The sequence below is a fragment of the Curtobacterium sp. TC1 genome (genome assembly GCF_019844075.1).
In the GTDB taxonomy this organism is placed as follows: domain Bacteria; phylum Actinomycetota; class Actinomycetes; order Actinomycetales; family Microbacteriaceae; genus Curtobacterium.
In genome coordinates, this window is record NZ_CP081964.1 from 591,309 (window position 1) to 611,996 (window position 20,688).

Annotated in this window: 24 protein-coding genes; 13 read left to right on the plus strand and 11 right to left on the minus strand. The window is 71.2% G+C overall.

The window, feature by feature from the left end; genetic code table 11:
* Nucleotides 1–2: 2 nt before the first annotated feature.
* Complete coding sequence (locus tag KZI27_RS03960) at nt 3–2,069, plus strand: fructose-specific PTS transporter subunit EIIC (RefSeq protein ID WP_222659407.1); 2,067 nt, start codon at nt 3–5, stop codon at nt 2,067–2,069.
* A 199-nt stretch (nt 2,070–2,268) separates the two neighbouring features.
* On the opposite strand, the gene KZI27_RS03965 is transcribed toward KZI27_RS03960, so the two are convergent.
* Complete coding sequence (locus KZI27_RS03965; RefSeq protein WP_222659408.1) at nt 2,269–3,984, minus strand: beta-N-acetylhexosaminidase; 1,716 nt, start codon at nt 3,982–3,984, stop codon at nt 2,269–2,271.
* Between the two features lie 36 nt (nt 3,985–4,020).
* Between KZI27_RS03965 and KZI27_RS03970 the strand changes: the two genes are divergently transcribed.
* Nucleotides 4,021–5,196 (plus strand): ROK family transcriptional regulator, encoded by a 1,176-nt coding sequence (locus KZI27_RS03970; protein ID WP_222659409.1) that lies wholly within the window; start codon nt 4,021–4,023, stop codon nt 5,194–5,196.
* A 51-nt stretch (nt 5,197–5,247) separates the two neighbouring features.
* Nucleotides 5,248–6,000, plus strand: coding sequence for a DedA family protein (locus tag KZI27_RS03975; protein ID WP_261784083.1), 753 nt, complete (start codon nt 5,248–5,250; stop codon nt 5,998–6,000).
* A gap of 12 nt (nt 6,001–6,012) precedes the next feature.
* Here the strand turns inward: KZI27_RS03975 and KZI27_RS03980 are convergent, their stop codons facing one another.
* Nucleotides 6,013–6,216 (minus strand): DUF2945 domain-containing protein, encoded by a 204-nt coding sequence (locus tag KZI27_RS03980; RefSeq protein WP_222659410.1) that lies wholly within the window; start codon nt 6,214–6,216, stop codon nt 6,013–6,015.
* A 201-nt stretch (nt 6,217–6,417) separates the two neighbouring features.
* Here KZI27_RS03980 and KZI27_RS03985 point away from each other — a divergent pair, with 201 nt between their 5' ends.
* Entirely contained in the window at nt 6,418–7,470 is a 1,053-nt protein-coding gene (locus KZI27_RS03985) for a serine/threonine-protein kinase (protein WP_222659411.1), read from the plus strand.
* A 49-nt stretch (nt 7,471–7,519) separates the two neighbouring features.
* Entirely contained in the window at nt 7,520–8,143 is a 624-nt protein-coding gene (locus tag KZI27_RS03990) for a phosphoribosylanthranilate isomerase (RefSeq protein WP_222659412.1), read from the plus strand.
* Nucleotides 8,144–8,155: 12 nt separating this feature from the next.
* Here KZI27_RS03990 and KZI27_RS03995 read toward each other — a convergent pair whose 3' ends face one another.
* The 3 genes from KZI27_RS03995 to KZI27_RS04005 form a co-directional block, all read right to left on the minus strand.
* Nucleotides 8,156–8,914 carry an HAD-IIB family hydrolase gene (locus tag KZI27_RS03995; protein ID WP_222659413.1) on the minus strand — a complete coding sequence of 253 codons (759 nt, stop codon included), beginning with the start codon at nt 8,912–8,914 and terminating at the stop codon, nt 8,156–8,158.
* Nucleotides 8,915–9,005: 91 nt separating this feature from the next.
* On the minus strand, nt 9,006–9,419 hold the full coding sequence (locus KZI27_RS04000; RefSeq protein WP_111086180.1) for an acyl-CoA thioesterase: 414 nt from the start codon (nt 9,417–9,419) through the stop codon (nt 9,006–9,008).
* Between the two features lie 67 nt (nt 9,420–9,486).
* Nucleotides 9,487–10,083, minus strand: a complete 597-nt coding sequence (locus KZI27_RS04005) for a nitroreductase family protein (RefSeq protein ID WP_111086179.1) — start codon at nt 10,081–10,083, stop codon at nt 9,487–9,489.
* A 73-nt stretch (nt 10,084–10,156) separates the two neighbouring features.
* Between KZI27_RS04005 and KZI27_RS04010 the strand changes: the two genes are divergently transcribed.
* Nucleotides 10,157–11,080 carry an AEC family transporter gene (locus KZI27_RS04010; RefSeq protein WP_222659414.1) on the plus strand — a complete coding sequence of 308 codons (924 nt, stop codon included), beginning with the start codon at nt 10,157–10,159 and terminating at the stop codon, nt 11,078–11,080.
* Nucleotides 11,081–11,244: 164 nt separating this feature from the next.
* On the plus strand, nt 11,245–11,652 hold the full coding sequence (locus KZI27_RS04015; RefSeq protein WP_222659415.1) for an aldehyde dehydrogenase: 408 nt from the start codon (nt 11,245–11,247) through the stop codon (nt 11,650–11,652).
* Nucleotides 11,653–11,667: 15 nt separating this feature from the next.
* On the opposite strand, the gene KZI27_RS04020 is transcribed toward KZI27_RS04015, so the two are convergent.
* Nucleotides 11,668–11,916 (minus strand): nuclease, encoded by a 249-nt coding sequence (locus KZI27_RS04020; RefSeq protein ID WP_131921332.1) that lies wholly within the window; start codon nt 11,914–11,916, stop codon nt 11,668–11,670.
* A gap of 92 nt (nt 11,917–12,008) precedes the next feature.
* Nucleotides 12,009–12,845, minus strand: a complete 837-nt coding sequence (locus tag KZI27_RS04025; RefSeq protein ID WP_123310434.1) for an exodeoxyribonuclease III — start codon at nt 12,843–12,845, stop codon at nt 12,009–12,011.
* Nucleotides 12,846–12,938: 93 nt separating this feature from the next.
* Here KZI27_RS04025 and KZI27_RS04030 point away from each other — a divergent pair, with 93 nt between their 5' ends.
* The 6 genes from KZI27_RS04030 to KZI27_RS04055 are packed head-to-tail and all read left to right on the plus strand — an operon-like array spanning nt 12,939 to nt 15,968.
* Complete coding sequence (locus KZI27_RS04030) at nt 12,939–13,403, plus strand: Asp23/Gls24 family envelope stress response protein (protein ID WP_222659416.1); 465 nt, start codon at nt 12,939–12,941, stop codon at nt 13,401–13,403.
* Nucleotides 13,400–13,591 (plus strand): DUF2273 domain-containing protein, encoded by a 192-nt coding sequence (locus KZI27_RS04035; RefSeq protein ID WP_111086173.1) that lies wholly within the window; start codon nt 13,400–13,402, stop codon nt 13,589–13,591. Before KZI27_RS04030 ends, KZI27_RS04035 begins: the two co-directional genes overlap by 4 nt.
* A complete protein-coding gene (locus KZI27_RS04040; RefSeq protein ID WP_222659417.1) occupies nt 13,588–13,959 on the plus strand; it encodes a hypothetical protein in 372 nt (123 codons plus the stop codon). Before KZI27_RS04035 ends, KZI27_RS04040 begins: the two co-directional genes overlap by 4 nt.
* A complete protein-coding gene (locus tag KZI27_RS04045) occupies nt 13,956–14,594 on the plus strand; it encodes a hypothetical protein (protein ID WP_222659418.1) in 639 nt (212 codons plus the stop codon). The genes KZI27_RS04040 and KZI27_RS04045 overlap by 4 nt, the downstream gene beginning before the upstream one ends.
* Entirely contained in the window at nt 14,591–15,193 is a 603-nt protein-coding gene (locus tag KZI27_RS04050) for a hypothetical protein (RefSeq protein ID WP_222659419.1), read from the plus strand. The genes KZI27_RS04045 and KZI27_RS04050 overlap by 4 nt, the downstream gene beginning before the upstream one ends.
* 7 nt (nt 15,194–15,200) lie before the next feature.
* Entirely contained in the window at nt 15,201–15,968 is a 768-nt protein-coding gene (locus KZI27_RS04055; protein ID WP_222659420.1) for an aminoglycoside 3'-phosphotransferase, read from the plus strand.
* A gap of 29 nt (nt 15,969–15,997) precedes the next feature.
* Here KZI27_RS04055 and KZI27_RS04060 read toward each other — a convergent pair whose 3' ends face one another.
* The 4 genes from KZI27_RS04060 to KZI27_RS04075 form a co-directional block, all read right to left on the minus strand.
* Entirely contained in the window at nt 15,998–16,657 is a 660-nt protein-coding gene (locus KZI27_RS04060; RefSeq protein WP_222659421.1) for a hypothetical protein, read from the minus strand.
* Between the two features lie 3 nt (nt 16,658–16,660).
* Nucleotides 16,661–17,320 carry a hypothetical protein gene (locus KZI27_RS04065; protein ID WP_222659422.1) on the minus strand — a complete coding sequence of 220 codons (660 nt, stop codon included), beginning with the start codon at nt 17,318–17,320 and terminating at the stop codon, nt 16,661–16,663.
* A 17-nt stretch (nt 17,321–17,337) separates the two neighbouring features.
* Complete coding sequence (locus tag KZI27_RS04070) at nt 17,338–19,155, minus strand: alpha/beta hydrolase (RefSeq protein WP_222659423.1); 1,818 nt, start codon at nt 19,153–19,155, stop codon at nt 17,338–17,340.
* Between the two features lie 141 nt (nt 19,156–19,296).
* Nucleotides 19,297–20,643 (minus strand): M23 family metallopeptidase, encoded by a 1,347-nt coding sequence (locus tag KZI27_RS04075; protein WP_222659424.1) that lies wholly within the window; start codon nt 20,641–20,643, stop codon nt 19,297–19,299.
* Nucleotides 20,644–20,688 lie beyond the last annotated feature (45 nt).

Consider the following 20,688-nt stretch of genomic DNA (forward strand, 5'->3'; position numbering starts at 1 on the left):
ACATGTCCGCAGACTCGAGTCCGCGCCTCATCAGCGCCCAGCTCGTCGGCCTCGACGAGGACCTCGGTGCCACCTCGGCCGACGTCATCCGCGTCCTCGCCGACCGCGTCGCCGCGACCGGCCGTGCCGCCGACGGCGCCGTCCTGGCCGAGGACGCCATCAAGCGCGAGGCCAGCGTCGGCACCGGCGTGCCCGGTGGCATCGCGATCCCGCACGCCCGTTCGGCGTCGGTGTCCGAACCGACCCTGGCGTTCTCGCGTCTCGCCCGGAAGGTGTCGTTCGGCGCCCCGGACGGCGACGCCGACATCGTGTTCATGATCGCCGTGCCCGAAGGTGCCGACAAGGACCACCTGACTGTCCTGTCGACCCTGGCCCGCGCGCTCATCCGCGACGACTTCACCGCCGCCCTGCGCGCCGCAGCCACCCCGGACGAGATCGTCCAGCTCGTCGACCGCGAGGTGAGCGGCGAGGTGTCCGAAGCCGGCGTCGGGACGGCGAGCAGTGCCTCCCGTCCGGCTCCCGCACCCGCGCCGGGCCGCAAGGTCTTCGTCGGCGTCACCGCCTGCCCGACCGGCATCGCGCACACCTACATGGCGGCCGACGCCCTCGTCGCCGCGGCGCAGCGCGCCGGCGCCGAGATGCACGTCGAGACCCAGGGCTCCTCGCAGGTCGAGCCCCTCGACCCCGCCCTGATCGCCCGCGCCGACGCCGTCGTCTTCGCGGTCGACGTCGACGTCCGCGACCGCGGTCGCTTCGCCGGCAAGCCCCTCGTCTCCGGCCCCGTCAAGCGCGGCGTCGACGAGCCCGACAAGATGATCGCCGAGGCCATCCGTGCCTCGGACGACCCGAACGCCGCACGCGTGCAGGGCGGAGCGTCCGCCGAGGGCGAGTCCACCGTCAAGAACGAGCACTTCGGGCAGGCGCTCAAGCGCTGGCTGCTCACCGGCGTCAGCTACATGATCCCGTTCGTCGCGGGCGGCGGGCTGCTCATCGCGCTCGGCTTCCTGCTCGCCGGCTACGGCATCGCGCTGGACCACGGGGACGACGGCGTGAACAACGCCGTCTGGACGCTGCAGCACTCGACGCTGCTCGACCTCCCGTCGGGTGGCCTCCGGTACTACCTCGGCGCCGCCGCGTTCCAGATCGGCTCCGTGTCGCTCGGGTTCCTGGTCGCGGCACTCGCCGGGTACATCGCCTACGCGATGGCCGACCGACCCGGCATCGCGCCCGGCTTCGTCGCCGGTTCCATCGCCGTCTTCATGAACGCCGGGTTCCTCGGTGGTCTGATCGGTGGCCTCATCGCCGGCGCCGCCGCGTACTGGATCGGGCGCATCCCGACCTGGCGCTGGCTGCGTGGCCTGATGCCCGTCGTGATCATCCCGCTCTTCGCCTCGATCATCGCCTCCGGCCTCATGCTGCTCGTGCTCGGCGGCCCGATCGCCTGGCTGATGACGCAGCTGACCGAGTTCCTCAACTCGCTGTCCGGCGCCTCGGCGATCCTGCTCGGCATCATCCTCGGCCTGATGATGGCGTTCGACCTCGGTGGCCCGGTGAACAAGGTGGCGTACGCGTTCGCCGTCGCGGGCCTCGGTGCCGGCACCGCCACCAACGTCGTGCCGTTCGAGATCATGGCCGCCGTGATGGCCGCCGGCATGGTGCCGCCGCTCGCCCTGGCCCTCGCCTCGACCGTCCTGTACCGCAAGGGGTTCACGAAGCCCGAGCGCGAGAACGGCAAGGCCGCCTGGCTGCTCGGAGCGTCCTTCATCTCCGAGGGCGCGATCCCGTTCGCCGCCGCCGACCCGCTGCGCGTCATCCCGGCGTCGATGGTCGGGGCCGCGGTGACGGGTGCGATCTCGATGGCGGCCGGTGTGACCTCGCGGGCGCCGCACGGCGGGATCTTCGTGTTCTTCGCCATCGGCGACGTCGCGATGTTCATCGTCGCGATCCTGGCCGGCACGATCGTGTCCGCGCTGGTCCTGGTCGGGCTGAAGAAGTTCGTGCGTCGGGCCCCGGCGGCGGACGCCGCCGTGTCCGAGACGGCCGACGACCGCGTGGCCGTCGCCGTGTAGTCGACGTCACCACCTGACGGACGGGAGGCCCGGTGTCAGCTGGCACCGGGCCTCCCGTCCGTTCGTGGTCGCGCCCACCCCGTGAGGTTCCAAGATCTCGGAACCTCACGGGCGCACGCGGGCCTCTGTGGAACCTCGACGGAAGTGAGCGGCGAGTCGTGGAACCTCGACGCGAGCGCCCGCCCGCCCGCGGCGCTTCCTACTCGGCGATGTTCGCCGTGATCGCGTCGATGTAGGCGGCGCGGTCCTCGCGGGAGTGCGGCCGCCCCGGAACGCCCGGGCGCTGCTCCCACGGGAAGGGCCCGGCCTCGTGCCGGTACTCGATGCCCATCGCCTCGAGCCGCGCGGTGTGCTCGGCCAACCGCCCGCGGAACTCGGCGACGTCGCGCGGACCGGTGACGTCCGCCGACCAGAGGGCCTCGGCCAGTGCCGCGACCCGCGGGAACAGCTGGTAGTCGAGCTTCCGGGCGGTGTCGACGTGCTCCGTCCACATGTTGCCCTGGCCGCCGATGACGTGGGCCCGCTCGGACTCGGTCAGGCCGGACGGCACCGGGTCGAAGGCGAACACGTCGTCGACCGTCAGCACGATCGACACCGGGATCGGCTCGGTCGCCAGGTCGCTCTGCCGGTAGTCCAGGTAGGCTTGGTCGTCCGGCGAGGAGATGACGTCGTGCCCGCGCTTCGCCGCCGTCCGCGCACCGGTCAGGCCGCGCCAGGACACGATCGTCGCCGACGGGTCGAGCGTGCCGCCCTCGAGGATCTCGTCCCAGCCGAACGCCCGCCGACCGTGCGAGGCGACGTGCGCCGCGAGCTGCCCGATGATCCAGGCCTGCAGCTGCTCTTCGTCCTCGAGGCCGAGGGAGCGCATGCGCTCCTGGGTGCGGGGGTCCTCGACCCACTGCACCTTCGGGCACTCGTCACCCCCGATGCCGATGTAGCGCGAGGGGAACAGCGCGATGACCTCGTCGAGGACGTCCTTGAAGAAGTCGACGGTGCTGTCGTCGGCGTTCAGGACGTCGTCGGCGATGCCCCACTCGGTCCAGACCTCGACCGGTGTCTCGGGGTGCACGCCGAGCGACGGGTACGCGGCCAGTGCGGCGCGGACGTGTCCGGGCGTCTCGATCTCGGGGACGACGGTGACGAACCGGTCCGCCGCGTAGGCGACGATCTCGCGGATGTCGTCCTGCGTGTAGTACCCGCCGTGCGGTCGGCCGTCGAACGCGGCCGGGTGCAGGACGCCGTCGGCGTCGGGGACGTGCGCGCCGACCTGCGACTCGCGTCGCCACGACCCGACCTCGGTCAGTCGCGGGTACTTGCGGATCTCGATGCGCCAGCCCTGGTCCTCAGTCAGGTGGAAGTGCAGGCGGTTGATCCGGTGCGCCGCGAGCTGGTCGACGACGCGCATGACCTCGTGCTTGGTGCGGAAGTGCCGGGCGACGTCGAGCATGACGCCGCGCCAGGCGAAGGCCGGCGCGTCCTCGACGACGGTGGCGGGGAGCGTCCACGGCCCGGTGCCGACACGGCCGCTGCGGTGGACGTCGGCGGGCAGCAGCTGGAGGAAGGCCTGGACGCCGTAGAAGACGCCGGCGGCCGAGCCACCGACGACGTCCACGCCGTCGGTGGTGACGGTCAGGCGGAAGGACTCGGCGCGTTCGCCCTCGGGTGACGGTGGGCCGGCGGGCAGCGAGGGGTCGTCCGAGACGCGCAGCGAGATGGCGCCGGCGTGGTCGGTCGCGCCGTCGACCGCGTCACGGACCGGCTGGCCGGTCGACGCCCGCAGCGTCTGCTGCAGGTACAGTCGGACCGATTCGCTCGCTGCGTCCGCTGCGATGCGGGTCGACGGGGTGATCTCGAAGGCGCCGGTGCCGGGCACGGCGCGGCGCGGTCGTGGGATGAGCATGTCGGAGTCCACCATTCCTCAATGATCTTTCGTAATGTGGAGGCTATGGCCGTGGACGAGACCGTGTCAACGATCCCGAGTGTCGTGGGGACGACGCCGGGGGTGCTCCGACTCATGAACTCCCGCGCCATCCTCGACGAGCTCCTGCGCGATGACGCGTCGCGGACCGTGACCGAGCTGAGCCGCACCGTCGGGCTCTCCCGTCCCACGGTCGAGGCGGCGCTGGCGGACCTGGTCGACGAGGGCTGGGTGACCGAGGCCGAGGCGATCGCCACCCCGAACAAGGCGGGTCGTCGGGCCAAGCGCTTCGCAGCGGACGCCACCGCCGGCTCCGTGCTCGGCGTCGACCTCGGGCTGCACGGCATCGTGGGCATCCGCGCCGACCTGCGCGGCGTCACCCTCACCCGGGTCGAGGAGCGCTACGCGGACCTCGCCGACGCGGAGCAGGCGTGGACGAGCGTGCAGGACGTGGTCCGCCGCCTGACGGCCGACTCGGATGCGTCGCCGGTCCTCGCCGCCACGTTCGGCGTCCCCGCCGTCGTCGACCGCTCCGGCGAGATCGACTACACGGTCGCCGTGCCGGAGTGGGTCGAGCGCCGCGTGCCCGGCCGGATCCAGGACCTGTTCCCCGGGGTCGCGACCTTCTTCGACAACGACGCCAAGCTCGCCGCCACCGCCGAGGCGATGTGGGGCCGCTTCCGCGGCGTCCAGGACGGCCTGTACCTGGTGATGGGTCGCCAGATCGGCGCGGCCTACGTCATCGACGGGGCGTTGGCGCGCGGAGCGCGCGGTGCGGCCGGCGAGATGGGCGGCCTGGCCTCGACGGGATGGCCCGGTGCGCCGGCCCGTCTGGAGGCCCGGATCGCGTCCGACACCGACCTCGAGTCCGTCTTCGCCGCGGCCGGGCGCGGGGGCGCTGCGCCGGGTCAGGGCGGTGCGGACGGTCCCGACCCCGAGGCGGTCGAGGTCGTCCGCGCCTTCGCGGACGACGTGGCGCCGGGTGTCGTGCAGCTCGTCACGACCATCGACCCCGAGGTCGTGGTCATCGGGGGTGAGGTCCTGCCGGCGGCACCGGTGTTCGCCGAGGCGCTCGCCGCGGTGGTCACGCCGCAGCTCCGACACCCCGTGGAGATCGTGCCGTCGACGGTCGGGCGGGACGCCGTTGCCCGAGGTGCCCTCGCGCGGTCGCTGACCCACGTCCGGACCTCGCACATGGGACTCGGCTGACGTTCAGGTTCCGTGCCGGGTCCTGACAGGGCGTTCAGGGATGCTGGGGGCATGACGACTGCCGTGACCGCCCGTACCATGACCGTCGCCAGCGGCGACTCCACCGCGCCCTCGGACCTGGGCGGGCTGTCCGGCCTCGTGCTCCAGGTCATCGACGCCCTGGGGGAGTGGGGCGTCGCGCTCATGCTCTTCGTCGAGACGGTGTTCCCGCCGATCCCGTCCGAGGTCATCCTGCCGCTGGCCGGGTTCCTCGGCGGCGCCGGCCAGATGAACCTCGTGCTGGTCCTCGTGCTGGCGACGCTCGGTTCCTACCTCGGCGCACTGGTGCTCTACTGGCTCGGCGCGAAGATCGGGTTCGAGCGCACCACGCGGTGGTTCGGCAAGCTCCCCCTGGTCGACGAGGACGACTTCCGGAAGGCTGCCGGGTGGTTCCACCGGCACGGCAAGAGCGCGGTGTTCTTCGGCCGCTTCGTCCCCATCGTGCGCAGCCTCATCTCGCTGCCCGCGGGTGCGGACCGCATGCACCTCGGCACGTTCTCGGTGTTCACGATCATCGCGAGTGGCATCTGGAACAGCGCACTCGTCCTGCTCGGTGCTGCGTTCGGCTCGCAGTACGACCGCGTCGAGCAGTACACGGAGTGGATCGACCGGGTGCTCTACGTCGCGATCGCGGTCGTCGTGGTGACCTTCGTGGTCCGCCGCCTCCGACGCTGGCGGGCGGACCGCCGCGCGGACGGTGACGGCGACGGTGCCGCGGGCGGGGGCGCACGAGGTCGTCGTCGCGCCGAGCCCGCCCGCGACTGAGTCGCTCCGCCGTCAGGCCTTGGTCAGCGCCGACTCCTTGTGCGCGGCCTGCTTGCCGCTCTTCTCCGACTCGACGATCCAGTACGGATCGTCGTCGGTCGGCTTGAACGTCTGACCGTCGAACTCGAAGTCGCTGGTGCGCTTCCGCACGAGTCTTCCGGTCGTCTGTCCCTGCGAGGTGTTCCAGTGCACCTCGTCACCCTTCGTCAGTGCCATCGCTGTCCTCCTTGCGTGATCGCTCACCCTGGTCGGAGGTCGAACGGTACCCTGATGCATCCGCATGAACACAGGGAAGTACGCCGATCACGATGTCATAACACCCGTCCAAAAGCGGGGTCGGACGCGTACCGTTTCTCGTGAGCCAACACGCCGGCAGCTGCTGCGGAACCTGCGGCTCCAGACGGAACGACGGACACCATGACCCTGCTCGACGGCTTGCGGACGGAGACGGTCCTGTCGGGCCGGTACCGCCTGGTGAAGCTCATCGGCACGGGTGGCATGGGGACCGTCTACGAAGCCCGCGACGAGCACACCTACCGCGCGGTCGCCGTGAAGCTCTTCGCGACGCCGGACAAGATGACCACGGCCGATCGTGTCCGCCAGGAGCGCGAGATCCGGCTGCTCAGCATGCTGTCGCACCCCGGGCTCATCCCGCTCTACGACGCCGGCACGCACGACTTCCCGGACGGCCCGCACCGGTTCATCGTGATGGAGCTCATCGCCGACACGACGCTGCTGCGCCGTCTGTCCGAGGGCGCCCTGCACAACTACGAGGTGGCCGACCTCGGCGCCCAGCTGGCCGACGCCCTGGCCTACGTGCACTCGCGCGGCATCGTGCACCGCGACGTCAAGCCCGCCAACATCCTGATCAGCGACGAGGGGTCCTCCGGGTTCGCGCGGACCGTGAAGCTCACCGACTTCGGTGTCGCGCACTTCGTCGACGGTTCACGCCTGACGAACGACGGCACGGTCATCGGCACGGCGGCGTACCTCAGCCCCGAGCAGGTCGCCGGTGAGCCGATCAGCTTCGCCACCGACGTCTACTCCCTCGGGCTGGTGCTGCTCGAGTCCCTCACCGGCAAGCAGGAGTACTCCGGCACCCTGATCGAGGCCGCACTCGCGCGCCTGCGGCACGACCCCGAGATCCCCGACGACATCGCCTCGGAATGGCGCGACCTGCTCAGTCGGATGACCGCCCGTGACCCGGAGCGCCGTCCGACCGCGGTCGCGATCGCGAGCGCCCTGCGTGGGGGCTCCACCCAGATCACCGGGCCGGTGCCGCTCGGACCGGAGCGGGTCAAGCACCAGCGCGACCACCGCATGCACCGTGCGGCTCACCGGCACGCGAAGCGCGGCACCTTCTCGGCCGTCCGTCGCTGGCGTCGGCGGAACGTCCTCGTCGGCACGTTCGCGGCGTTCGGCGTGTTGGTCGCGTGCGGCTCCGCCTACGTCGCGGGCATGCTGCACTGAGGTCGCCCGCGCGTCCCGTTCGTCCGCGGTCCCTGGCAGGATGGACAGCATGACCGACCAGCGCTGGATCAAGATCTGCGGCCTGTCGACGCCCGACACCGTGGACGCCGCCGTCGACGCGGGCGCCGACGCGGTCGGGTTCGTCTTCGCCGCGAACAGCCCCCGCACCGTGACGGCCGACCTGGCGAAGGAACTCGTCGAGCGGCTGCCCGATGGCATCGACGCCGTCGGGGTCTTCCGCGACCAGAAGATCGACGAGGTCGTCGGCATCGCGTCCGAGGTCGGGCTCACCACCCTGCAGCTGCACGGCGGCGAGGCGGCGAGCGACTTCGCCCGTGCCCGCGACGCCGGCTTCTTCACCATCCGGGCCATCGCGGCCGAGGACTACCTGCGTGAGACCCCGGAGCAGCGCGCCGCGTACGACCACGACCTGCTGCTGCTCGACGCCACCGTTCCGGGGAGCGGTCGGCTGATCGACCCCGCGTCGATCGAGGGTGCGATCGACGAAGCCTGGATCCTGGCGGGCGGCTTGACCCCCGCCAACGTCGTCGCCGCGGTCGAGGCGCTCGACCCCGACGGTGTCGACGTGTCCAGCGGCGTCGAGTCCGAGCGCGGCGTGAAGGACCCGGCGAAGATCCGTGCGTTCATCGAGTCCGTCCGCAGCCTCGGCTGACCCGGCGCAGGATCAGCGCAGGGTCGGGATGAGTTCGGTCAGGAACGCGTTGGTGTCCTCCCAGCCCTCGACCGCGTGGCACGGCACACCGAGGGCCTTCACCGGGTAGTCGTTCCCCTCGGGGTCGAGCCGGTCGCCGACGAAGAGCATGTCGTCGAGCGCGACGCCGGTGATCTCGGCGAGACGCTGCATGCCGTACGCCTTGTCGATGCCCTTGCGGGTGATGTCGACGCTCGTCGAACCGCCGGACCGGACCTCGAGGTCGGGGAGCTCGGCCTGCACGCGGCGACGCAGGTCGTCCTTCTTCGCGCCGGTCGGGTCCCACTGCTTCTTGACGTCCACCGGCGCGGCCTGGCCGAGCGCGGAGAACGTGATCTGCGATCCGCGGTCCTCGAGGATGTCGCCCCAGGTCTCGGACTCCCAGTAGCCGGCGTCCTTCGCCACGGACTCGACGGCGGCCAGGGCACGTGCCTTCTGCTCGTCGGTGAGGTCCTCGGCGTACTGCAGGGCCCAGTCGTCGTCGGACCAGCGGTAGTACCGCGTGCCGCACGTCGGCAGCAGGTGCAGGTCGTCGAGGGTCAGGCCGTCCCGGTGGCGCAGCGGGGTGACGAGCTGCTGCTCGAACTGCGTGAAGTTGCCGCCGGAGATGACCGCGACCGGCACGACCTCGAGCAGGGACGCGAAGGTCTCGAGCATGCGGGGGTCGAGGGCGGACTTCGACGGGGCGAGGGTGTCGTCCAGGTCGAAGGCGACGAGGCGGGGCGTGGTCATGCCCCGATCCTGCCAGAGGCCACCGATCACATGCCGCATGCTGGGTCCACGACGGGGGACTGCTGCGTGATGTCTGCGGGGTCGCGCGCGGTCAGGCCCGGTGCGTCGCGGGGACCCGGTCGCGGTCGTACGTGATGTCGGTGTAGCCGTGCGGCGCCGGGTTGCCGTCGTCGTCGAGGTTCACGAACACGACCTCGTCGATGGTCAGGATGCTCCGGTGCGTGAAGAGGTTGCGCGCCTCGGCCCGCATCGTGAGCGAGCTGCGGCCGAAGCGGGTGGCGACGAGGCCGATCTCGACGATGTCGCCCTCCTTCGCGGAGGACACGAACTCGATCTCCGACATGTACTTCGTGACGACCTTGCCGTTGCCGAGCTGGATGATCGCGTAGACCGCGGCCTCTTCGTCGATCCAGCGGAGCAGGCTGCCGCCGAACAGGGTGCCGTTGGCGTTCAGGTCCTCGGGGCGGACCCACTTGCGGGTGTAGAAGTTCATCTCGGGCTGCATGTCACGACATTCTACGCGGCAGCGGCCGCGTCCCGGCGGGGACGCGGCCGCGTGTTCGTACCGAGGGCTACTCCTTGACGAGGACGACCTCGTCGAGCGGCAGGCGGGTGCGCGGGGCGACCTCGCGCTCGGCCGCCTTCTCGTCGAGCTGCGACGGGTGCGCGACGGTGCCGATGGCCGTCACGGTGAAGGGCAGGAAGCGCTCCGGCAGGTCGAACGCGGCGCGGAGCCCGGCGGCGTCGATGCCCGCCATCTGGTGCACGTGCAGGCCCTCGGCGTGCGCCTGGACGGTGAGCGCGGCGAGCGACTGGCCGAGGTCGTACTGCGCGAAGGGACGCTCGTCGCCGTCCTCGGTCACGGTCTCGAGCACGCCGACGACCAGGGCGCTGGCACGGAAGGCCCACGCGGCGTTGAAGCCGAGCAGGTTCTCGTTGATCTTGCGGAACGTCTCGGTGCCACGACGACCGGCGATGAACCGGCGCGGCTGGAAGTTCATGGCCGACGCGGCCCAGCGGGCGGCCTCGAGGACGGCGTCGAACTGCTCGTCCGAGATCGTCGCGGTCTCGTCGTAGGAACGGGGGCTCCAACGCTCTTCCAGCAGGGGCACGAGGGGCTGGCTGGAGTCGGTGGACCGGGTGAGGGTGTCGGCGTTCGTCGAGGTCATGGTGCCTGCAACGGTATTCGATGCGAACGCATTTCCGACCTGAGCGACGTCACATGGTGCAAGGATGGACGCGATGGGTGGCGTGTTGACCGGCTTCGCGATCATCGGCGCGATCATCGCCGGTGGGTACGTCGTCGGGCGCATCGGACTGCTCGGCCCGCACGCGCAGTTCGTGATGAGCCGCCTCGCGTTCTTCGTGCTCATGCCCTGCCTGCTGTTCCACACGATCGCATCCGCCGACATCGAGTCACTGCTGTCGCCGATGCTCTGGGTCTCGCTGCTGAGCGCCGTCGTCGTCGCACTCGGCGCAGCGGCCGTCTTCCGCTTCGTGTTGCGCCGCCCGGTCACCACCACGACGGTCGGCGCGCTGGCCGCGAGCTACGTGAACGCCAACAACATCGGCCTGCCGGTCGCCGTCTACGTGCTCGGGCAGGCGACCGCGGTCGTGCCGGTGATCCTGCTGCAGCTCATCGTCATCGCGCCGGTCGCGCTGACGATCCTCGACGCCGCGACCTCGGGTGCGGGGGGCTGGGGACGCCGGATCTCCGGGCCGTTCCGGAACCCGATCATCATCGCCTCGTTGGTCGGCCTGGTGTTCTCGGCGACCGGCATCACGCTGCCCGACCCCGTGCTCGAGCCCTTCTCGCTGGTCGGCGCGGCTGCCGTGCCCGTCGTCCTGCTGTCGTTCGGGATGAGCCTGCACGGTGCCGCGCCGCTGCGGGACCCGGCGATCCGCACGGACGTCATCGTGGCGTCGTCGATCAAGCTCGTGGTGATGCCGGCGGTCGCGTACGTGTTCGCACGGTTCGTGTTCGGGCTCGGCGACCAGGACGTCTTCGTGCTCACCACCCTGGCGGCGTTGCCGGCGGCGCAGAACGTGTTCAACTACGCGCAGCGCTACGACGCGGCGGTCCCGGTCGCCCGCGACGTGGTGCTCATCTCGACGATCGGCTCGGTCCCCGTCCTGGTGGCGATCGCCGCGCTGCTGCACCCGTAGCGCGCCCTGGGCGCACCGCGGGGCGGACGGGAGGCCCGTGGCGGGCCCGCCACGGGCCTCCCGTCCGCCGTGGGGTCGCGTGCACCGCGTCGGCCGAGGGGCGCGCGTACGCTGGCGTCCACGGGGCGGACCCGCCTCGGGACCACGACGGACGGAGACCTCCGATGGACACGATGGCGATGATGAAGAACATGTCGATGACGGACATGCCCGTGGAGATGGACACGGACCTGATGCAGGACACGATGATGGCGATGAACGCCGCGTCGATGGCCGCGACGATGTGCTCCGCGAGCGACATGCGCATGGGCGGCGAGATGGCGACCTGCGCCGCGATGTGCTCCAACACGGCGATGATGGCCGACACCGGCATGCGGATGATGATGCGTCCGGCGGGCATGGACCTGCCGAGCATGCAGGCGATGCTCATGACCGTGATGACGATGGGCACGATGTGCGCCGCCGAGTGCCGGAAGCACATGGACATGGACGAGTCGTGCCGCTACTGCGCCATGGCCTGCGACGAGATGGTCGCGAAGTGCGAGGCGATGCTCGCCTCGATGTCTGCCTGAGCCGACGAGCCCGAGCTACGCGCTGCGCGCCGTGGTCTGACGACCGCCGGCACTGAGGATCTCCGCCACCGGGTGGTGGGCGACCGGGTCTCCGACCGACAGGAAGCCGTCGGCGTCCGCCACCCGGAGCTGGGTCACGCCGCCGTCCAGGAACACCACGACGGCGTCGGCGGGACGGGTCTCGACGACGATGCCGTCGCGCCATGCGCCGGGGGCCGCGTTCGCCATGACGCGCTGGATGGGAAGGATCGTCGTGCGGGACATGGCTTCACCTGCTCTCGAAGGGGTTCGGTGCAGGAAATCTACGTCCGGCCCCCGCCCCGCTCAACGCGGGCGGACCCGGGACGTAACAGAAGTCAGAAGATCATCGGACGGTCGTCGTCGAGCGACGTGTCCAGGTCGAGGTCGACCACCACGGGGACGTGGTCGCTCGGGGCGTCGCCCTTGCGTTCGTTGCGGTGGATCGAGGCATCGGTGACGACGTCGGCGAAGGCCTGCGAGCCCATCACGAAGTCGATGCGCATGCCCTCGTTGCGCGGGAAGCGCAGCTGCTTGTAGTCCCAGTACGTGTAGCCGTCGGGGACGATCGGGCGGACGACGTCCTGCAGCCCCGCCGTCTCGAACGCCCGGAAGGCGGCGCGCTCGGGTTCGCTGACGTGGGTGTGCCCCTCGAACACCCGCACGTCCCACACGTCGGTGTCGAGCGGCGCGACGTTCCAGTCGCCCATGAGTGCGAGCGGGGTCTCCGGCGACGCGGCGATCCACTCGGCGGTGCGGTCGGCCAGCTGCGCGAGCCAGTCGAGCTTGTACGTGTAGTGCGGGTCGCCGACCTCGCGCCCGTTCGGCACGTACAGGCTCCACAGCCGCACGCCGTCGACGGTGACGCCGATGGCCCGGGCCTCGACCGGCAGGTCCGGACCCTCGTGTCCCTTGAGGAACCCGGGCTGGCCGGGGAAGTCGCGGGTGACGTCCTCCATCGGCAGCCGGCTGGCGAACGCGACACCGTTCCACTGGTTCAGGCCGTGCGCCTCGACGTGGTAGCCGGCGTCCTCGAACGCCTGCACCGGGAACTGCTCCGGCTTGCACTTGATCTCCTGCATGCCGAGGACGTCGACGTCCTCGCGCACCAGCCAGTCGACGATCCGCCCCACTCGGGTGCGGACGGAGTTCACGTTCCAGGTCGCCACGCGCATGGGATCGAACCTACCGGCACGCCCATCCTCGGCCGGGGTACGGCACGATGGTGTTCGCTGGAGCACCAGGAATCGATCGCATCGGAGGCAGCAATGGCATCGACGACGAACCGCGTCGACGGGACCGTGACGACCGGCACCACCACCACCCAGGTCACGGCCAAGGGCAAGACGATCATCGACGACACCGTCGTCGCCAAGGTCGCGGGCATCGCCGCACGTGACGTCCCCGGCGTCTTCGCCCTCGGCGGCAACGCTGCCAGGGCCTTCGGCGCCATCCGCGACGCCATCGGCTCGAGCGCGCTCGGCCAGGGGGTCCGGGTCGAGGTCGGCGAGACCCAGGTCGCCGTCGACCTGACGATCGTCGTGGACTACCCGACGCCGATGATGGACGTCGCCACCGCGGTGCGCGTAGCCGTCACGAACGCCGTCACCGAGCTCGTCGGGCTCGAGGTCACCGAGGTCAACATCGCGATCAACGACGTGAACATCCCTGCGTTGAACGGCACGGTCGACGACCTGGACGGTCGCGACGTCCGCGAGGGCCGGGTCCGGTGAACGCCACCGTCGTCGGGATGGGCGTCGGGGCCCTCCTCGCGATCGTCGCGGTGACCCTCGGGTTCTGGGCATTCGTCGTCGTCGCCGTGTGCATGGCGGTCGGCGGCCTGGTCGCCCGCATCGTCGCCGGTGACGTCGACGTGCGTCGTCTCGTCGACGTGCTGCGCGGACGCCGGAGCTCGTCGTGACCGCCGCCGCCGTCGCCACGGCAGGCGACAGCGGCGCGCGACTCCCCGGCTCCGACCGCATCGGCACGTCGGCCCTGGTCCACACCGCGCAGGCGGTCGCCTCCGAAGCGCTGCGTGTGGCCTTCCGGGAGGTCCGTGCCCGGGTCGCGGACGACGGTCGCGGTGCGCTGGCGGTCGAGATCACCGCCCCGCTCACCCTGCCCGTGCTGGGGAGCCACGCGGTCCCCGACGAACCCGTCGTCACGAGCGCGCACCGGGCCCGCGGCACGATCGCCGAACGGCTCCGGACCATCACCGGCCGACAGGTGTCCCGGGTGACCGTGACGTTCGCGTCGTCGGTCGTCGACGTCCCGCGGAGGGTCCGGTGACCGCCGTGGACGGCCGGACCGCATCGGTCCCCGAGGCCGGTCCTGCACCGTCCGCCGGTCACGCCGCCACGTACCGCCGCCTGCTCCGCCGCGAGACCCACGTGTCCCGGTCCGGTGCCGTCGTGATCGCGATGCTCGTCACCCTCGTGCTCGCCGGCGCTGCCGTCTTCGCCGGTGCCCTGGTGCTGCTCGACCAGAACGTCCTCGGGGTCGACCCGCGCGCAGTCGTGGACGCCGCCCTCGCCGCGCCCGACGGCCTCGCCACCACGCTCGTCGTCGGGATCGCCGCCATCGTCGCACTCGTCGGCCTGGTGCTCCTGCTGCAGGGGGTCCTGCCGCAGCGGCGCCCGCGCCACGCGATGTCCTCCGACCGGCTCGCCGTCGTGGTCGACGACGAGGTGCTCGCCTCGGCCGCTGCGCGTGCTGCCCGTTCCGCCACGCGGCTCGGTCAGGACGCCGCCGTCGGCACCGTCGGCCGCCGGACCGTCGAGGTCGTGCTGCGTCCGGCTGCCGGTGTCGACGTGCCCGCCGTCGCCGCGACCGAGGCCGTCGAGCGCGAGTTCGCTGCGATCGACGCGCTCCCCGCCCTCGCCGCGCGGGTGCGCGTCCAGCCGACCGGACGGGTGGACGGATGAACGCGACCAACCGTGGGCTCGGCCGGACGGCGCTCGTCGTCGTCGGGCTCGTCCTGCTCGTCGCCGGGGTCGGTGCGATCCTGGTGCAGACCGCCCAGGGCCTGCCGCTCGTGGCGTCCTGGTGGCGCACGGCCGGCGAGGCGCTCGCGGGCCTCGGCACGGACACGTCACGCGATGACTCCCTGCTGTCGTGGACGTGGGTGCTCGGCGGCGGGGTCGTCGTCGGCATCCTGGCGATCGTGGTGCTGACGACGCTCGGCGGTGGCCGCGAGGGCACCGTCGTCGAGAGCGACGGATCGGCCGACGGTGTCGCCGGTTCGGTGCGGGTGGAGTCCACGGCCGTGCAGCACGCGCTGTCGTCGGCGATCGGTGGACTGCCGCAGGTGGCCTCGCTCGCGGTCGACGTGTACCGCGTCCGCGGTGGCCGGGCGATCCGGGTGCGGGTGCGTCCGCGCCGGGGTGCGTCGCCGCGCGAGGTCACCGAACGGGTGGAAGCCGTCGTGGCGGACCTGGACGCCCTGCTCGGCGAACGCCTGCCGGTCCTGCTCGAGATCGCGCGCGATGGGGCCGGGTCCTCGCGCCCGGACCGCGTGCACTAGGACCGTCGTGGTGCGGTCGATCGGCGGGTTACCGGGTCCGGACGCCGTCGTCCCCGTGCCGCGCGTGGTCGCCGCGGCCGCCCGGGGCCGCGAGGTCGACCTGGTCTGGCACAACGAGATCGGCGGCACGACCTTCCGGATCGGCCCCGACGAGCACGCCGACGAGTTCGTGAAGGTCCTGCCGCACGCCTACGGCCGGTGGATCGGCAACGAGGCCGCGCGACTCGAGTGGGCGTCGCGGTACGTGCGGGTGCCCGAGGTGCTCGACCACGGTGCGGACGACGACGGTGTCTGGCTGCACACCCGTGCCGTCCCCGGGTGGAGTGCCGTCGATCCCCGCTGGCACGACGAACCCCGGACCGCGGTGATCGCGGTCGGCGAGGGGCTCCGCGCGTTCCACGACACCCTGCCGGTGGACGACTGCCCCTTCGCGTGGTCGACCGTGGCGCGGCTCGACCGTGCTCGTGCGGCGGGTGCCGACACGGACCGCCTGGGCCCGGAGCCGCCCGGTGACCGCGTCGTGGTGTGCCACGGAGACCCGTGCACGCCCAACACGCTCATCGGTGCCGACGGCCGGTGGAGCGGGCACGTCGACCTGGACGCCACGGGTGTCGCGGACCGCTGGGCCGACCTGGCGGTGGCGACGATGGCGCTGGGGTGGAACTACGGGCCCGGGTGGGAGCCGCTGTTCCACGAGGCGTACGGGGTGCCCGACGATCCGGAGCGGACTGCGTGGTACCGGGCGTTGTGGAACGTCGATGTCGACGACGTCTGAGTGCCCAGGGGCATGCCGTGTCGGCGGGGTCAGATCTTCGGTGGGCTGACGATGGGGTCGTCCCACGAAGGGAAGGCGGGGTGGACGCCCGGGAGCGACTGATCAGGGAAATCGGCGTGAGAACGGCCTGCGACGGCCCGCCGGAGCTCGTGGGCGTCGTTGGTCCAGAACGGCTCGCTGTAGACGGTGATGGGGTAGTCGCCGTTCTCCTGGGCGGTGTACTGGATCTGCCAGCCGTCGCCGGTGGTGGCCCAGACTTCTTCGTCGCCGGTCATGGTTCGGCGTTCGATGGTCCAGCCCTGTTCGGTGAAGTAGTCGATCATCGCTTGCAGGTCGCGCCGCTGGTCGGTCGCGCCGGGCGGGGTCCAGAGTCTGGTGGTGCTCATGTCGTAGCTGTTCTCGGTGTCCGAGCCCGGTAGTGACGCGACGCCGTCACCACCGATCAGCGGCACGCGGTCGCCGCCGCCCCACTCCCACTCGCCGTCGTGCACCTGCAGCTGCGCGGCCTCCAGGAGTCGTTGCATGTGGTCGTAGTGGTCGCGGTAGGCGTCGAACTCCTGGTGCAGAGACATCTCCGCGACGTCGTCCTGGGTCAGGCCGGCTGCGTCGGTGGGCATCTGGTCTCCTCCTGCTGCGCACCCGGTCAGCAGTCCCAGGGAGAGGACTGCCGTCGTGATGGTGCGGAGCATCGGTCAGATCTTGGGCTTGTTGACGACCGGGTCGTTCCAGGAGGGGAACGGCGGGAACACGCCCGGAAGTGACCGGTCGGGGAACGCTACGGTCGAGCGTCCGTAGATGGCATCCGAAAGGGCGTTGCCGTCGTTGGTCCAGAATGGCTCGCTGTAGACGGTGATCGGGTTGTCGCCGTTCTCCTGGGCGGTGTACTGGATCTGCCAGCCGTCGCCGGTGGTGGCCCAGACTTCTTCGTCGCCGGTGATGGTTCGGCGTTCGATGGTCCAGCCCTGTTCGGTGAAGTAGTCGATCATCGGTTGCAGGTCGCGCCGCTGGTCGGTCGCGCCGGGCGGGGTCCAGAGTCTGGTGGTGCTCATGTCATAGCTGTTCTTCGTGTCCGAGCCCGGTAACGGCGCGACACCATCACCCCCTATCCCGGGCAGATCGTCGCCGCCGCCCCATTCCCATTCGCCGTCGTGGACCTGGAGCTGTGCCTCTTTGAGGAGCCGTTGCATGTGGTCGTAGTGGTCCCGGAAGGCGTCGAACTCCTGGTGGAGCGACATCTCCGCGACGTCGTCCTGGGTCAGGCCGGCTGCGTCGGTGGGCATCTGGTCTCCTCCTGCCGCGCACCCGGTCAGCAGGGCCAGCGCCAGGGCTGCCGTCGTGATGGTGCGGAGCATCGATTGCATGGTGTTCATCATGGCTTCCCGGTGGCGATGATCTTCGCGATCGTGTGCTGCGACGTGGCGTCACGGGACAGGTAGCCGACGCCGCTGTCCGGGTACATGTCGTGGCCGGTGACGGCCTTGCTGCCCGGGGCGGCTTCCGCGCTGAACGTCCCGACGTCGCGCAGGTCGCGGGGATCGGTGCGTCCGATCCTCCCGAATCTCGCGGTGTGGTCCTCTGCGCCTTCGGTCGCGTAGACACGGCCCACGTTGAGGTGCTCGGGCGTGGTGGTGTCGGTGAACCCGACCGAGCCGTACGTGACGAACGAGTCCACGCGGTGCCGGGTCTGCGCGAGCGCCTCGGCCGCGGTGGTGGAGCCGTAGGAGTGTCCGAGGACGGTCACGGACCGCGGGGCCGTGCTGCGGCTGTCGTGGATGCCATCGAGGAAGGACGCCAGGTTCGCTCCGCCCGCGTGCGCGCGATCCTGCCGCGGAACCTCGATGACGCCCGGGGCGCGGTACCCGATCCACGACACGACCGCGAACGACTCTGACTGTCGATGCTTCCACGCGGTTTCCAGAAGGCCTTTGGCGGCACGGACCTTCTCACCCATGCTGTCGAGCGTGGTCATCGCACCCGGCACGTTGACGGTCACGTTGGACGCCGTGTCCAGGTCGCCGAGCGCGACGGCGGCGACGAGCGCGCCGTTCGAGACGCCGAACCCGACCAACTGTGCGACCGCTGCCGAGGGCGCCTTCAGGCGACCTGCGAGCTGATCAGCGCGGTTGAGCCCGTCACGGAGCGCGATGACCTGCTCCCGGAACTCGTCGAGGCTGACCGCCCCGTAGGTGTAGGCCAGTCCCATCAGCCGGTACAGCCGCTCCGGATCCCGCACGGCTGCGGAGAGTACTGCGCGAGATGCGATGTCGCGCTGCGCGGCGGGAACCCCGTCGAGCCCCGCGAACTGCAGCTGCGTGGTGAGCGGCAGCGCGCGGACGTCGGCGTCGGTGAAGCCGAGCGCTGCCCAGATCGCTGCGACCTCGGCCGGGGTCAGCGACGAATCGAGCAGCCGCTGCAGCCCTGGTGGGAGCGTCGAGGCAGCGGCGGCGTCGAGCGCGGTGTCCGCCAGGGAGCCCCCGCCGGCAGCGCTGAAGGCGTCCGCGACCCGGTCGGTCCAGGACGCGTCCTCGGCGTTCTCGGCGAGGTAGTCGCCGAACCCGCGCGGCAGCGTCGCGCCGTCGATGGGGACCCAGCTGCACCGGCTCGTGAACGCGGTCCAGGCGTTGCGCACCCGGACCATGTCCTGTTCCGTCGAGGCGTCCTGCGCGCGGGCGGTCGCGCTGAACTGCCGCAGCCTGGTCGGGTCGGCACTGCTGCGTCCGCCGGAGCGACCACCGCCGGTGCGCTGGCGCGTCCGGGCGCTGAAGGTCGCGGAGACCGGTGACGGGCGCTTCGGTGTGCTGGACGGCTTCGGGTCGAAGACCGCGCTGCTCCAGTCGAGCACAGGTTGCATCGGCACGCCACCGGCGATGCGCACGAGCTCACGGTCGGCTTCGCGCCGCTGCCACGCGGCCAGGTCCGCCGATCGCTGCCGTTCCTCGTCCGCCTGCCGTTGCACGATGCGGAGCTGATCGGCCAAGCTCTCGAGCTCCTTCGCCAGCCGGACGCGGTCGGCGGACTCCGTCACGCGAGCAGCCTCGAACAGTCGCGCGTACGCGCCGTCGAAGTCGAGGAGCGCGGCCTCGGCGGTGCTCCGACGCGGTCCGGCGCTGGCTCGCAGCGTGAGTGCCACCTCGACCGCGCAATCGACCAACCGCGACGCCGCTGCGTCGTCGAACTCGATCCCCATCGTCCCCCACCATCCAACTGGCCGTTGTGGGAAACATAGCATTTCAGCAGTTCAGTGTGAAATGTTGCGTGGTGCGCTGTGGAGAAACAGCGGACCGCCGCCCGCGGGGAGCGGGCGGCGGTCGGTGTGCGATCGAGCGGGCTAGAAGGCGACGCCCCGCGCGGACATGAACGGCACCGGGTCGGTCGTGGCGCCGTTGATGTGGACCTCGATGTGGCTGTGGCACCCGGTGGACTGGCCGGTCGAGCCGACGAGCGCGATGAGCTGCCCTGCGGAGACCTGCTGTCCGGTGCTGACCCGGAACCCGCCGTTGACGATGTGACCGTAGGCCGTCTGGACGCCGTTGCCGTGGTTGATGCGGACGTAGTTGCCGTAGCCGCCGTACCAGCCGACGTAGTCGACGGTGCCGGCCGACGCGGCGACGATCGGCGTCGAGCAGCCGCTGGCCAGGTCGGTGCCGTCGTGCTTGATGACGGTGCCGTAGATCGGGTGCACGCGGTAGCCGTACGGGCTGATCACGTAGCCGCTGGCCGGACGGACCCAGCCCTGACCGCCACCCGAGCCGGCGGAGCCGCCACTGCCCGAGCCGCTGCTGCCGGAGCCACCACCGCCTCCGGACGATCCGCCGCCGGCGTTCGCTGCCGCAGCCGCCGCGGCCAGTTCTCGGGCGGCACGGGCCTCGGCCTCGCGCGCGGCCTTCGCCTCGGCTGCCTTGCGGACGCGCTCGCCCTTGGCGAACTCGGCTTCGGTGCGGACGCGGCCGGAGACCAGGGTCGCGAGCTGGGCGTCGAGCCGGGCCTTGTTCGACTGCTGTTCGTCGTACGCGGTCTGCACGGCGTCGGAAGCGGCCTGTGCCTCTTGCATGCGGGCCTCGGCCTTCGCGGCGAGCCGCTCGAGCTCCGCTGCGGCACGGTCGGCCTGGGCTTCGAGCGAACGGGTGACGCCGGCGTCGACGGCTGCGGCGGCCTGGACGCGCTCGGCCTGTTCCGACAGCTTGCTCAGTGCACCGAGGTCGTAGAGCAGGTCGCGCGCATCGTCGCCCTTGGTCAGCACCGAGGTCGTGACGTCGGCGCCGCCGGAGCGGGCCATCTGGGCGGCGAACTGGCCGGCCTGCGCGGCGCTCTGCTCGGCGACCTTCGCGTGCTCGTCGGCCTTCGCGCGGAGCTTCTGCTCTTCTTCGGCAGCGTCCTGCGCATCGGACTGGGCGTCGAAGAACACCTGCCCGAGCTCCTTCGCCTTCGCCTGGGCGGCCTCGACCTCGGCGTCGAGCTCGCTGATGATGCCCTTGATCTCGGTGATCTGCCCCTGCTTGGCGGATTCCTTGCCGCGGGCGTTCTTGACCTCATCCCACGTGGGGTAGGTGACCGCCTGGGCAGTGGGCGCATCGACGACGACCGTGCCGACGAGGCCTGCGAGTGCCAGGCCGGTGACGGCGAGGCGGAGGCGCACGGAGGCACGAGGGGTGCGGTGGCTGGTGGGGCGAGACATCGAGCACGAGCCTATACATCCGTACAGAGAAGATCGGACGGCGAC